9 protein-coding genes and 2 pseudogenes are annotated in these 13,163 nt (G+C 55.1%); 8 read left to right on the top strand and 3 right to left on the bottom strand.

Annotated elements, in window-relative coordinates:
• Positions 1 to 33: 33 nt before the first annotated feature.
• The 3 genes from GSQ80_RS05610 to GSQ80_RS05600 all read right to left on the bottom strand — a co-directional run bounded on the left by GSQ80_RS05610 (position 34) and on the right by GSQ80_RS05600 (position 2,778).
• Positions 34 to 552: a RidA family protein gene (locus GSQ80_RS05610; RefSeq protein WP_158786672.1), complete on the bottom strand. Its 519-nt coding sequence runs from the start codon at positions 550 to 552 to the stop codon at positions 34 to 36.
• 37 nt (positions 553 to 589) lie between these two features.
• Positions 590 to 1,357: an RraA family protein gene (locus tag GSQ80_RS05605; RefSeq protein WP_254059461.1), complete on the bottom strand. Its 768-nt coding sequence runs from the start codon at positions 1,355 to 1,357 to the stop codon at positions 590 to 592.
• Positions 1,358 to 1,479: 122 nt separating this feature from the next.
• Positions 1,480 to 2,778 (bottom strand): MFS transporter, encoded by a 1,299-nt coding sequence (locus GSQ80_RS05600; protein WP_158786671.1) that lies wholly within the window; start codon positions 2,776 to 2,778, stop codon positions 1,480 to 1,482.
• 209 nt (positions 2,779 to 2,987) lie between these two features.
• Here GSQ80_RS05600 and GSQ80_RS05595 point away from each other — a divergent pair, with 209 nt between their 5' ends.
• From GSQ80_RS05595 to GSQ80_RS05560, 8 genes and pseudogenes are all read left to right on the top strand, one after another.
• Positions 2,988 to 4,064 carry an alpha-galactosidase gene (locus tag GSQ80_RS05595; RefSeq protein WP_254059460.1) on the top strand — a complete coding sequence of 359 codons (1,077 nt, stop codon included), beginning with the start codon at positions 2,988 to 2,990 and terminating at the stop codon, positions 4,062 to 4,064.
• An 88-nt stretch (positions 4,065 to 4,152) separates the two neighbouring features.
• On the top strand, positions 4,153 to 7,425 hold the full coding sequence (locus GSQ80_RS05590; protein WP_158786669.1) for a DUF5107 domain-containing protein: 3,273 nt from the start codon (positions 4,153 to 4,155) through the stop codon (positions 7,423 to 7,425).
• Between the two features lie 160 nt (positions 7,426 to 7,585).
• Positions 7,586 to 7,678, top strand: a pseudogene (locus GSQ80_RS23825) (SOS response-associated peptidase family protein); the annotation flags it as partial.
• A 600-nt stretch (positions 7,679 to 8,278) separates the two neighbouring features.
• Positions 8,279 to 8,665, top strand: coding sequence for a hypothetical protein (locus GSQ80_RS05580; protein ID WP_158786668.1), 387 nt, complete (start codon positions 8,279 to 8,281; stop codon positions 8,663 to 8,665).
• Positions 8,666 to 9,086: 421 nt separating this feature from the next.
• Positions 9,087 to 9,797 (top strand): hypothetical protein, encoded by a 711-nt coding sequence (locus GSQ80_RS05575; RefSeq protein WP_158786667.1) that lies wholly within the window; start codon positions 9,087 to 9,089, stop codon positions 9,795 to 9,797.
• A 113-nt stretch (positions 9,798 to 9,910) separates the two neighbouring features.
• Positions 9,911 to 10,102: pseudogene (locus GSQ80_RS05570) on the top strand (alpha-amylase family glycosyl hydrolase); the annotation flags it as partial.
• 573 nt (positions 10,103 to 10,675) lie between these two features.
• Entirely contained in the window at positions 10,676 to 11,692 is a 1,017-nt protein-coding gene (locus GSQ80_RS05565; RefSeq protein ID WP_158786666.1) for a glycosyltransferase family 2 protein, read from the top strand.
• Between the two features lie 21 nt (positions 11,693 to 11,713).
• The gene (locus GSQ80_RS05560; protein WP_158786665.1) at positions 11,714 to 13,087 is read left to right on the top strand and encodes a glycosyltransferase family 87 protein; all 1,374 of its coding nucleotides are present in this window, start codon (positions 11,714 to 11,716) and stop codon (positions 13,085 to 13,087) included.
• Positions 13,088 to 13,163: the final 76 nt, after the last annotated feature.

The raw sequence follows: 13,163 nt of genomic DNA, 5'->3' as shown, positions 1-13,163 counted from the left end.
GATCCCTTAGGACCCATTGCAGGTGTGGCAACACTAAACAGAAGAAATGCAGTCGATCTCCACCAGCGAATCACCCGGCAACCCTGCCACTGCAACGGTGGTTCGCACAGGGGGAACGCTTCCCCATCGGCCCGCATAAACAGAATTCATCTTTGCATAATTCTTAAGATCGCTAAGGTAGACGTTCACCTTCAGTACCCTATCCATTGACGATCCTGCGAGGATTAGATTCCGCTCAAGCTCGTCCAGAACATGCTTCGTATGTTCTTCGATCGTTCCATCAAAATGAGCGCCGATCCCCGCTATGAACACAAGGCTACCAAACGCAACAATGCTATTGAAGAGCGGCGGCGGCGTAGGCGTTGCGGCGGCACTTGGCGCGGCCGCAATTTGTGCCGCGGGCGATGTGGACGCAGCCTTGTGGATCGCCTTCTTTTCCCACTGGACTGTGCCCTGTGCTTTCGCCTCGCTCGCCAATGTACCAGCGCTTGAAGCAGCAACGGTTGCAGCGGTAACGCTTTTGAAAAAACTTCTGCGCGATGGGCTCTTCATACGGGGCTTCCCTTCCTACGGCTATTGTTGGATACGGCTAAATCCGGCCAAAGTGCTTTACAGCATCTTCTATCGAGTGAAACTTTTCGATGTACGGATACATGCTGTGCTCAGTCTCATCAAGTTGTTGTGCCAAGACAAGGATCTTTGCGGCATCGGCACGGGGAACCACCACGACACCATCCTGGTCTGCAACGATGATGTCGTTCGCCTCGACTCGCGTGCCGTCCACCTCCAGTGCCACATTCATGCCGCCGAAGCGATAATGGGAAACGGAGGTCGATGGAACGACACCCGTGGCGTAGACCGGAAAACCAATGCGCTTGAGCTGCGGTAGGTCGCGGACGCCTCCATCGATTACAGCCCCTGAAAAGCCACGTGAAAACATTGCGGTGCCCATCAGTCCGCCCATGCCGGCGATGTCCTGGCCATCTTCGACTTTCATCACGTACACCGATCCGGGTCCACCGCCGTCGATCGCCGAAAGCATCCCTGACAATGCTTCGGGATCATTATTCTCTTCCTTCTTGAGCAGCACCGTGATTGCTGTTCCTGCAAATTTTGTAGGGAAGATCGACTGCATTCGATGCGACATATAGTGTTTCTCATGCAGCAAACGCTCCTCGGCGTCAGAGACGGATGCGGCTTCCACGTGTCGGAATGCCTCGACCATCTTTGCCGGATCTGCCCGGTATTCTGCTTCCGTGAGAGGCGTGTCCGCTTTGAATGCAAGTGCCGTTCCTGCTGCGGGGAGAAGACCCAACGCGAGCCACATCGTTGCTTTCGATAATTTGGATTTCGCCATAACCCTCCGCTCATCGAGATGCTACGCCAAATCCTCGGAAAACGAAATAAAAAGAAACCGCCTAATTTACGGGCGCTATCTCCCCCTTGATCAAACTCCTGAGAACCCGATCGAGTCCATGCTCATCCAGTCAACGGTCGTTCCGGACGCACTATCAGCCAGCACAAAGCTCCGATCAAGGCCAGGAAAGCGGCTGTACCAAATGAAAATGTCCACCCAAAATGCTTGCCGATCCACGGAGTCAAGGATGCAGTTAACGCTCCGCCAAGCTGGCCGCCAGTGTTGATGAACGAAGAAAACACACCCGCGTGGTCGCCCGCGATGTCCGCCGACACCGACCAGAACGAGCTCTGTGAAAGATAGAGAGCGCCTGCCCCTCCAGCCAAAACCATTGCGGCTAAGCGTGGACTATGTACCTGCGAGCCCACGACTAGAAAGACCGCCGTCATGATGAGCGCACCCGACGCCAGGTAGCACCGACCCACGCGTAGGCCGCGCGTCCGAACGAGGTAGTCGGAGAGAATCCCACCGACCAGGCAAAATGCGGTCATGCAAAGAAACGGCAGCATCGTGTAGCGAGCACTCGATTTCAAATCGAACCCTCTTACCTGGGCCATATACAGAAAAAACCAGCTAAAGAAGACCCACGCAACGTATCCAAAGCTGAAATAGCCTACAACCAGCGCGCCCAGATCTTTTCGTACGAAGATCGCTCGCCACACCGTCGCCCTCGTCTGCGTCGCAAATTGTTGATCGCCAGAAGCCCGCGACGACCTTCCCTGCTCAATAGTACAGAGCTCTCGCGCCGACACCGAAGGGTGCTGTTCCGGGGAGTCGCGAGCAAGCAACCACCACACGATGGCCGCTGCCCATCCACAAACTGCGCTGAACCAAAACGCCGCTCGCCATCCGTGGCCAGCAATGATGACCGAAAGCAGGGGCGGCGTGAGCCCGCTCCCCGCACCCACACCAGCAAAGATCAGCCCATTGACGAATCCACGCTCCTTTTGCGGTATCCACCGCGCCACAAATTGGCTGGCGGCCGGATAGATTACGGATTCACCGGCTCCAAGAGCGAACCGAATCACCAGAAGCAGCGCGAGAGCATGCGGAGCCGCGCCGGGCAACGACGCGGTCAATGCGGTCGCGATTCCCCACCACAACACCCCAAGACTCAATACCAGCCGCGGCCCAAACCGCGCGACCAAGATTCCCGCCGGTACCTGGAAACCTGCGTATCCAACCAAAAATGCGGAAAATATCCACCCCAGACGTTGATTACCAAGCCCATACTCGTGACTGATCTGCAGACCCGCGATCGAGATGTTGGTCCTATCCAAAAAGGACACGGCGCTAAGGACAAACAGCCAAAACGCCAGCAGAAATCGGATTCGTGTCCCGCGACCCAAGTCTCTCGTCATGCTCACGTACCTTCCTGCGCAGGTTTCACATCATACTTTCTCTATGTTATCTTTGTCATCGTTCGTATAACCTTTGCTCTGCTATCTTGACTCCTGGGGCTCGCATGCGCACCGTTTCTCTTCCTCTTCTCCGCGTAGTCTTCCTTGGCTGTATCGGTTTGCCGTGCCTCGCGCTCGCGCAACATTCAACCCTCGCAAGCACTCCGCCTATGGGTTGGAACTCATGGAATAAATTCGGTTGCCATGTGAACGAGGCGCTCATCCGCTCAGCCGCTGACCAGATGGTGGCCTCCGGCATGAACACCGTCGGCTATCAATACGTCGTCATCGACGACTGCTGGCACGGCGAACGCGATGCCCACGGCAACATCCAACCAGATCCCAAGTTGTTCCCTACAGGCATCAAAGCGTTGGCCGACTATGTGCACTCCCGCGGTCTGAAGTTCGGCATCTATACCGATGCTGGCACCAAGACCTGCGCGGGACGACCAGGTAGCCGGGGTCACGAATTTCAGGACGCGCAACAATACGCTGCATGGGGCGTCGACTACCTCAAGGAAGACTGGTGCAACACCGGCACGCAGAATGCCGAGGCTTCCTACGCCACAATGCACGAAGCGCTGGTGGCTGCGGGCAGGCCTATCGTCTTCAGCATCTGCGAATGGGGTACCGCCAAACCCTATCTGTGGGGCAATCAGGTCGGCGGCAACCTTTGGCGCACGACTGGCGATATTGCCGACAAGTTTCAGGGCAAGGATGACTATCGTTTCGGCATGATCGACATCGTCGACCAAAACGCCGACCTGTACTCCTACGCCGGCCCAGGCCACTGGAACGATCCTGACATGCTGCAGATTGGCAACGGCGGCATGTCGCCGGTGGAATATCACACCCACTTCAGTCTGTGGGCCATGATGGCGGCGCCACTCATCGCAGGCAACGATCTGTCCAGCATGTCCGACGATACCAAGGCAATCCTCCTGAATAAGGAAGTCATCGCAATAGATCAGGACCCCTTGGGGGAAGCCGGGCGGCGCGTTTGGCGCAGCGGAAACCTCGAGGTGTGGTCTCGCAACCTGAGCGGAGGCTATCGCGCAGTGGTCCTGTTGAATCGGGGAGCAACGGCCCAGAACATTACAGTGCATTGGTCAGACATCAGCTACCCTGATTCACTCAACGCTCAGATAAGGGATCTGTGGAAGGCAAAGGACCTCGGCAGCTCGAAAGGCTCCTTCACCGCCGAAGTTGCTTCGCACGGCGTCGTTATGCTGACGGTCAAGCCGTAACATCGCGACCATACGCATTCTGCCAGTGCGATCATACGGTGAGGACCATGGCGGTCCACCTCGATCCCAACCGTGTCAAGGAGACTCTTTGGCAAATCCTCGCAAATCGCTTTCTCCTCATGAAGTGGGTTTCTGGAATTCAGCCATCCTCCCCGTTGTCCTCTCGAGCCTTTTAATTTTGTCTCCCACGCAGATGCGCGCACAGGCCAAAGCCTCCATCGGCTCTATTACCCTGCCAACCTATGAAGAAGGATCGCCTGATCCCAACCCTCCCTTCGACATCTATGCCTCCGAAGAATTCAACTATCCCTACACCATGCGTACCAGTCTCACCGGCACGAAGGCCGAACACACATGGCGGGCTCTCATCCTCGAAAATGAATACCTCAAATGCACAATCCTGCCTGACCTCGGTGGACACATCTACACGTGCCTCGACAAAATCAGCGGGCAGCCGATGTTCTACCAAAATCCTTCCATCAAGAAGGCGGAGATCGGTCATCGTGGAGCCTGGGCCGCCTTCGGCGTTGAGTACAACTTCCCCGTCTCCCATAACTGGGCATCGCTGTCACCCGTCGACTTCACCTACGCCACCCATGCCGACGGCAGCGCTTCGGTGACCGTCGGCAACATCGATCGACCCTATGGGATGCAATGGACCGTCGAGCTCGTCCTGAAGCCAAAATCAACTCTTCTTGAAGAGCACGTCATGCTGTACAACCGCAGCGACGTGCGCCACCGCTATTACTGGTGGGATAATGCCGCGGTACAGGTTTGGGATGATTCACGCATTGATTATCCAATGAAGTATGTCGCCTCGCATGGATTTGCGGATGTATATCCCTGGCCTAAGCTGCGTCCTGGTGGTCCCGACCTCAGGATCATCGCGAATCAGAAAGACGGCCCAGTCTCCTACTTCGCCCACGGAAGCCACGAGACCTTCATGGGCATCTGGAATCCGAAGACAGATACAGGCACAGCTCATTTCTCGGAATACAAAGACCTGCCTGCAAATAAGATCTGGTCCTGGGGCACCGACGCCGATGGAATGGCTTGGCGGAATGCGCTTTCCGACAATCAGAGTGCCTACGTCGAAGTGCAGGCAGGTTTATTCCGCAATCAGGAAACCTACGCGTTCCTCGATCCTGGTCAAACGATTCGCTTCACAGAATACTGGATGCCCGTGCGCGGGACAGGAGGTATCTCTCGAGCCAACAAGGCAGCCGTCGTTCATCTTGACGTTCAAGATACAAGCTTGACGGCTCGCCTAAACGTGAACGCCCCTATCCCCGCCGCCAATCTATCGCTTTCACGAGGCAGCCAAATTTTATGGCACGAGACATCGAACCTGGATCCTGCCGCAACCTGGACGAAATCCATACCCATCCAGAAAGCCACCTCCGACATCACCTTCGAGCTACGCGATCGAGACGGTCATTCTCTTCTAATCCAGACGGCTAACCAATACGACCTTGATCCACCAGGCTCCATCAACATAGGCCCGCAGACCTCATACGCAATGCCCGGCACCGAACAGCGTACTGAAGACGATTGGATACAATTTGGCGCAGACCAGGAGCTCAACGGAAAGGTCGTTCAGGCTCTCGTAACCTATCAAACTGCGTTGAGGAAGTTCCCGCATAGCTTCTCACTGAAAGTAGCGGAAGGCCGGCTGGCTGCGTCGCTGCAGCGCTACGCCGAAGCAGTTCCGCTACTCGAGGACGCCCAAAGCCGAGACACGCCCAATTCTGTTGTCGCCTACTATCTCGGGATCGCCCAGCAAGGCCTCGGAAATCTGCGTGCAGCGGAAGCAGCATACGACGTCGCCTACCGCCAGGACGCGATGCGAGCTCCAGCCGCCATCAAGCTCGGACAATTGCGCGCCCGTGAAGGAAAGCACCAGGCCGCCATCGAATTCTTCAACGCCGCCCTCACCGCACGTCCCAGCGACTCCTTGGCGCAAGAGGAGCTAGAGGCCGTCACGCGCGCATCCGGGGCGATTCCGGAAGCCGACTTAGAAGCTCACCACGGTCTTCAACTGTCTCCAAACAGCGACTTCCTCAAGGAGGAGATTGCCGCAGCCGACACAACGCACCTTGCCGCCGACCCCTATCGCGTGCTGCGTGTCGCGGCGGAATATATGGACCTCGGCCTCTACGAAAAAGCCCTCGTGGTCCTCACCCGTACCTACTCGCCCGTGCCGGATGATCAAAGTGAGCCTGGGTCTGTCCTTCCCCAGAATCATCCGCTCGTCATGTACTACGCTGCATATTGCCGCCTGAAGCTTGACAAGAACAGCGCGACGGATTGGGCCAATGCGTCCAAGCTTTCCGCCAGCCTTGTCTTCCCTTCGACCGAGACCGATCGCCTCGTCCTGGAGGCGGCACTCACGCAGAATCCCTCAGACGCTACGGCCCACTATTTACTAGGAACTCAACTGTTTTCCAAGGGTCTGTTCGACTCCGGCATCAAGCACTGGGAGCAGGCGAAAGCATTTGAACCACAGATGCCGGTAGTCGACGCAGACCTCGGGAAGGCCTTGCTACTCATCAAGCACGACGCCCATCGAGCTCAGCAAGCTTTTATGAACGGGTCAACCAGCGATCCCACCAATGCCGACATCTATGTTGGTCTCGACCAGACGATGAGCTTGAATTCGTCACCTGCCGCAGAACGCGCCGATATGCTCTCACGCTATCCAGGCGCCGATAATCCTCAGTCCAGAATGCCCTCTAATCTTGTTTACCAGCTCGCCCTTACGCGAGCCGAAGCCGGTCAATTCGCCTCCGCGCTCTCTCTGTTCAACCGTCGCTTCTTCGCGCGCGAGGAAGGAGGCATCGCATCCGATCAGGTATTGTTCGAAGTGAACCTCATGCAAGCGGAGGCCGATTCATCCAACTCACATTGCGGATCGGCGAAGGGTTTCCTGACCAGCGCGTCGTCTTCGTCGGCGGTCACCAATGCGCCGCGAACGCTCTTTAAACTGGCTCAAATCGCCGAGCATTGCGGCGAGTCAGAGCAGGCGCAGGCACTGCTAAAAAAGGCTGCTGGTGCAAACGCAAGTCCTGAAAATCTCCCTTGGATGATCCGGGCAAGCGAAGCTCTCGGCACCAGCGACGTTGGGCTCTTGAAAGCCGCCATCCAGGCCTCGACCCCTGCCCCAGAACACCTAACCGAGAGCGCTGCGTTTAGTAGTCGCCGCTGGTATGTCATCGGTCTTGACCAAATGGCACTCGGCGATACGACTGCCGCCTACAAATCTTTCAGCAACGCCCTAATGCTTCCGGATTCCTACATGTCCCACCATCTTGCACGCGCCGGGCTAGCCTCGCTCGCAACAGACCATGCTAGGGCCTATTGATCTAGTCAACGATTATCTTGTGAACGTTGCGCATAGAAATTATGTCGCAAATGTCCTACCCCTAACTATCAGCTGCCTGTTCTCGAGGGACTACGTGTGGGCAAAGTTCCGAAACTTTGCCGACATTTGGAATGCCTGAAAGGATGGAGAGGACCACTGGCTTCAGTCGTACGCCATCGTGACTACCGAGACGAACGAACTGATGTCGCGAATCCATTCGCGCATGCCCGTCATACTGCATCCGCGGCGATAAGATTGGATGTCGTTTTCGGCATACGTGAGTCGTCGCGCCGGACTGCAAATCTACCTGATAGCTCGATCAGACTACCGGCCTAGCCAGATTAGGACGCAAATTATGCCCTGAGGATGACCAGACAGGCGTTCGCACCTTAAGCCCCATTTAGACCCCCGAGCCCCAATGGCTTGGAAATGCCATACTCACTAACTTCTGGTGCGGCCTTAAGTGATACATAGAAAAGTATTTAGTGTGGTGCCGGGAGGGGGGGTCGAACCCCCACGAGGTTGCCCTCGGCGGATTTTGTCGCGAATGTCTTTCCTATCCGATGAGCTGCCGCGATATATGGACGGCTACGGTGCGAAATCGCCCCACAATACTGCCGTAGAATCTCTGGGCTCACCACGCTATCTGGGACTATGTCAACCGATATCGCGCAAACAGCCCCCCAGTCGGCCCCTCAAAACCGATATGCGATCCAAATGGACGAGTGCTCGCAGGTTCAGAGTAGCCAACCCGATTCCGATCTTGGCCAGTTCCCTACTCAGCTGTGAAATCGAAGTTGCCTAAAACACCGTTTCCCGGGCGGTTGCGGATTGGTATGCTTTCACGATGGGTATGTTGCTGGCAGGAGCGGAGTACTTCGCAGCGGCTTTGGTTGGATTGGTGATGGCGATTTTCCCGACCCTTTTGGTCACTTATGCCATTTTTCCACCCGACGGACCGATCGGTGAGGGGTTCGCCATAATGTTCATCTACTTCATTGCCTTTTGCGCCTGTGTTCCCGGATACGCGGCTTTGATGAGGCTGCATAGGCAAGGTCGCACAGATACTCGAGGCTTGATCACTTGCGAGATCATCCTGCGAACCTCATTTCTTGTCCCAGCATGCTTTATCTGTTTTATGGCGATAAAGCTTCCCACAGCTACCGTGACAAAATGGCTTACATGTTTGGCAGCAGCGCCTTTTGGTGCATGGGCGATCAAACCGATTTCAATTCTTTGAAAGCTTGGTTCTCGGCAACTTCGCACGCGTCCGCTTCCTAAGACCCCATTGACGAGTACCAACACCCTCGGTCAGAACTGGGGCAGTCCGCTCCGGCTATTTGCAACTGCATTCAGAGCAGCGAGCAACAGAAACAATCCCAGCAAAACCGAAACAATCTGGAGCTTTGCTTTCCTGCTGAAAGGAGGCCTCCTTCCGGTTCATGGCGTATACCCGAAGGCAGCCTGCTCCAACCGCGAATCCATAAATCAAGAGCAGCACTTCGAAAGGAACTGGCCTCATGTGGTCATGCTTTCATGTTTGGATCGATTGGCAAACCGCATACTCCTGTAATGTTGGGTTTTCGGCAACTTCGGCTCTGACGGCGGCCAGGTTTCCCAAAACACCGTTTTGCGGGAATCGCTCGCGGTAGACTCCTCAGATGGCTGGATTCGCAGTTGTGATGACAATCTTCATGGGTGCGATCATCGGGGTCGTCGGCGCTGCCGTTTTGTCCTCCATCCTTTTTTTCGCGGCGCGACGAAAACTGCGAGTTGAAAGCCGGACGGATCGTAGGTTGCTGGTGACGTGTGTGGCCGCGCCATTTCTGGGCCTCGCATGGCTCGTCATAGCCCTACTTGTGCATGTACAAGTTTCAAACAGATTGGCCCACCAAGATTGCGGTTTGAGCGGCGATCCCTATGTCACGCTCCCTAACGGGTATGAAGTTGGCAGTCTCAACACATACAGCGGCTATCTCAAGGCTCCTGGAGCCAAGACCGACGTGCCGGTCGCTGGCCCCGGTTATGTGCGCTCCATCATCAACCTTCACTTATCGGGCGACGTTTTTACTGGCACGCTATTCGACTTCAAAACTTCCAGTGTCCAGCGCTTCACATTCGACACACGCACGCAAGCGTTCCAGTCCGCGTTGGTAGGGCCGAGTTCTTGGACTTCAGCCAATGACGAGTCTCAGTTGGGTGAGGAGTCCTACTGGACAATTTATGCCCAGTACAGACATCACTGGCCTAATTACGTATTGCTCGTAATGATCATTGCAGGGGAGGGCGCAATTGCTCTGTGGATCTGGAAAGCATTCTCCACGAAGCCATTCCGCAGCCTCGAAGATCAGCACAATTCGTTTGTGCCCTGAAAGTCGGGTTTTCGGCAAGTTTGCGGCTCGCGGCTGGCTCGACCAGACCAGGTTGTTGAAATGTGCGAGACAGATCACCGTTCATCAAGCATCTGAGTGGGTGAGGGACACGCATGATCAATGACCTTTGGTACAAAAATGCGGTGATTTACTGTGTCTCCGTGGCCACCTACCTGGACACCAACGGTGATGGGATCGGAGATTTTCAGGGCATCATGCGACGGCTTGATTACCTGCAGGGCCTGGGTGTTACCGCCATTTGGCTGATGCCCTTTCAGCCCTCACCGGGACGCGATGACGGCTACGCGTCGACAAAGAACAACTGCTCATGGAAGACGGCATCGGCTGTGATCGCCGACATATGCGCTTGGCCCGGGTTGGACATGGGCGTGAAACGTCTAGTTGTGATTGGTTCCAACGGTATTGTCTCGTGCGAATGATTCGTCGCAATTGGATACGAGGCGAAGCGAAACTAAAGACGATGCCAAAGGCTCCGACACCAGCATTCGCGCGAACCGCAATTAGTGGGATCGCGAATGATGACCTCCCGGGGGCGAAGAAAAGCCGCCTTACACGGCCACCAAGTTCAAGGGGCAGCCCAGAATACGACAAGGATCAAGGCGATGACTACCACGACAGCAACATCTAGCCAAGGACTTTGATTCGTATCCGATCCTCGTTCGTCTCGCATGACAAGACTGTACTCAAAATAGCTAATGCGGTCTACCATCGCGGTTTCTTGGGAACGGCTCAGTCTGAAAATTGGCCATGGCAGTAGAGGTTCTACGTGTCGGTTTTGTTCGCGCCCTTGCATCCTTAATGCGCTCAAGCACGTAGGCTCGGATTCCTTTGTGGGTGGCTGTTGTATTCTCAAAGCAATGGCCCGCATAAATGGCAACGATGAGACGCTGGACTTATTCGGTTGGCCTAATTCCGCCGAAACCTATCGCACCGCCATATTGATTCCCTGCCACAATGAAGAGGTCGCCATTGCAAAAGTGATTGCTGACTTCAGACACGAGCTGCCCGAAGCTGCGGTCTATGTATACGACAACAACTCTACCGATCGGACAACCGAGGTTGCTCGGAATGCAGGTGCGATAGTCGCATCGGAACGCTTACAGGGTAAAGGGAATGTGGTTCGACGAATGTTCGCAGACATCGACGCAGACGTCTATATTTTGGTGGATGGCGATGACACATACGATGCGACCAGCGCCCCGGCTATGCTCGACCTTCTGTTCAGCGAAGGCGCGGACATGGTTACCGGGACGCGCGTTACGGACATCCCTGCGGCGTATCGTAGGGGACATCGCCTGGGCAACTTCCTACTCACTAGCCTTGCTGCGGGTATTTTCGGCAAACGTATCACCGACATGTTGTCCGGCTATCGGGTGTTTAGTCGGCGCTTCGTAAAAAGTTTTCCAGCGTTGAGTTCGGGGTTCGAGATCGAGACGGAATTGACAATTCATGCCCTCGAAGTGAAGATGCCCCTTGCAGAGATGAAAACCACCTATCGGGATCGAGGAGAAGGCAGCACCTCAAAGCTGAGCACGTACAAAGACGGCGCCCGCATCCTGTTGGTCATTGTCAATTTAATCAAACAAGAACGGCCCTTGCTGCTTTTCTTTATCCTTTCGGCCGTGCTGTTCGTGGTTGCGGTGGTGCTTGGAGTTCCTTTGATGGTTGAGTTTCGCCACACGCACCTGGTCCCGCGGCTGCCAACGGCCGTGCTCTGCGCTGCGATAATGATGCTTTCGTTTCTCTCGCTTGTTTGCGGGCTGATTCTGGACTCGGTATCGCGTGGTCGCAAAGAGATAAAGCGCCTGGCCTATCTTTCGTTACCGGGTCACGCGTGGAATCCTCTGCGGGTTCGAACCAACCGAGATACTTAGCCAGGGAGAATTTTCATAGAGATGAATCAACCATTGGGTCGTCGTCGCATTCACGGTTTCTGCATCGTTCTGCTCGGTTGCCTGTTCTTTGGAATACGCGGATATTATGATCAGACGGAGGCTGTTCAGTCGCGAGATTTTAAGTGTGTGTATACTGGTGCGCGTTGTTTGATCGATGGCTGCGATTCGTATGACTACGTTCAGCTCCGACGGGTGATGCTGGAGCATGGGGGAAATCTTTCCGATCCGGTACCGTTCGCACCGTATACAGCCAATTACCTTCCCTCCGCGTTATTCTTCACAATCCCCTTGGCGATGCTTCCTTACGGCCCTGCTCACGTGATCTGGCTGATCATGAGCATCTTATTGTTTTGCTGCGCGGCATTCTGTATCTCGGATTTGTGCGTCGGCCGGTGCGCCCTGATCGTTCAATGCATTCTCGCGGTGTTTGTAGCTCTGAACACGATGCCGGTGATGTTGGCTCAACCAGCATTGATGTCAATCAGTCTTGTGGTCATCGCCCTATGGTGCTTCCTGCGACAGCGTTGCCTGGCGATTGGTGTCGCCAGCTTCGCAATAAGTCTCGTGTTCAAGCCGCACCTGGGGGCTCTTGTATGGCTGTTCTTACTGCTTTCGAACAGCTGCGGCCTGACATATCCTAATACTTCGGAGACTTCACCTCGTGTTAGGTTTCGGCGACTGGCTCTTCAGATCTTAGTGGTTGCTTTCATTTTGAGTGTTCCGGGAATTTTTCTCGCGTTTCATCATCCAGCTACTTCTCATTGGCCGCAGGAGCTGCGAGCTAACCTGCAGGGCATCGCCGGCCAGGGACATTTGTCTAACCCTGGACCAACCAACGCTGACGCGCCGAGCATTGCCAATCTCCAAGCGCTTTTCAGCCTGATACACGACATACCAAGCTTCTACAATCGCGCCACGATCGCCGTGTTTTTACCGTTATTTCTCATTTGGGTATATCTTGTCGTTCGCCCGATGGAGCATCCCCAACTGTGTTGTTACGGTACGACTAGGTTTACGCTCGCCGAATCACGCGACCTTCTGGCCCTCGCGTCTGCATCCGCATTAACCTTCTTACCTCTGTACCATCGACAGTACGACACGGGGTACCTACTGCTCATGTTTCCCGCGGTTGCGTTACTAGCCTCATCCGATCGAGTGCGAGGTAGACTCGCAATTGCTCTGAGTATTTTTGCAACGATTACGATGACCCATCAGTTTCCTCACCTGGGGACTTTGCTGAGTGATCGTGTTGGCAGATTATCGGGACCTGTGTGGCTCCTCTTCAATCGTCCTCTCCCATTGACGCTGCTTTTGCTGACATGCTTCTTCCTCGGGTGCATGTTCCTGCTGCCGACTGAGAAGCGCCAAGCGTAGAGAATCAGTTTCGTGCAAGTGTTCCGGAAAGCAGGTCACGGTGCTTCTTGGGACTGCGCATGCTTGGCGGCGCATG

Origin of the sequence: Granulicella sp. L46 (genome assembly GCF_009765785.1) — a bacterium.
Classification (GTDB): domain Bacteria; phylum Acidobacteriota; class Terriglobia; order Terriglobales; family Acidobacteriaceae; genus Granulicella.
This window is presented reverse-complemented; position numbering and strand designations above follow the sequence as displayed.

Coding starts and splice junctions, on each gene's coding strand:
- GSQ80_RS05610 (WP_158786672.1), bottom strand. CDS start 552: ATGAAGAGCCCATCGCGCAGAAGTTTTTTCAAAAGCGTTACCGCTGCA.
- GSQ80_RS05605 (WP_254059461.1), bottom strand. CDS start 1,357: ATGGCGAAATCCAAATTATCGAAAGCAACGATGTGGCTCGCGTTGGGT.
- GSQ80_RS05600 (WP_158786671.1), bottom strand. CDS start 2,778: ATGACGAGAGACTTGGGTCGCGGGACACGAATCCGATTTCTGCTGGCG.
- GSQ80_RS05595 (WP_254059460.1), top strand. CDS start 2,988: ATGGGTTGGAACTCATGGAATAAATTCGGTTGCCATGTGAACGAGGCG.
- GSQ80_RS05580 (WP_158786668.1), top strand. CDS start 8,279: ATGTTGCTGGCAGGAGCGGAGTACTTCGCAGCGGCTTTGGTTGGATTG.
- GSQ80_RS05575 (WP_158786667.1), top strand. CDS start 9,087: ATGGCTGGATTCGCAGTTGTGATGACAATCTTCATGGGTGCGATCATC.
- GSQ80_RS05565 (WP_158786666.1), top strand. CDS start 10,676: ATGGCCCGCATAAATGGCAACGATGAGACGCTGGACTTATTCGGTTGG.
- GSQ80_RS05560 (WP_158786665.1), top strand. CDS start 11,714: ATGAATCAACCATTGGGTCGTCGTCGCATTCACGGTTTCTGCATCGTT.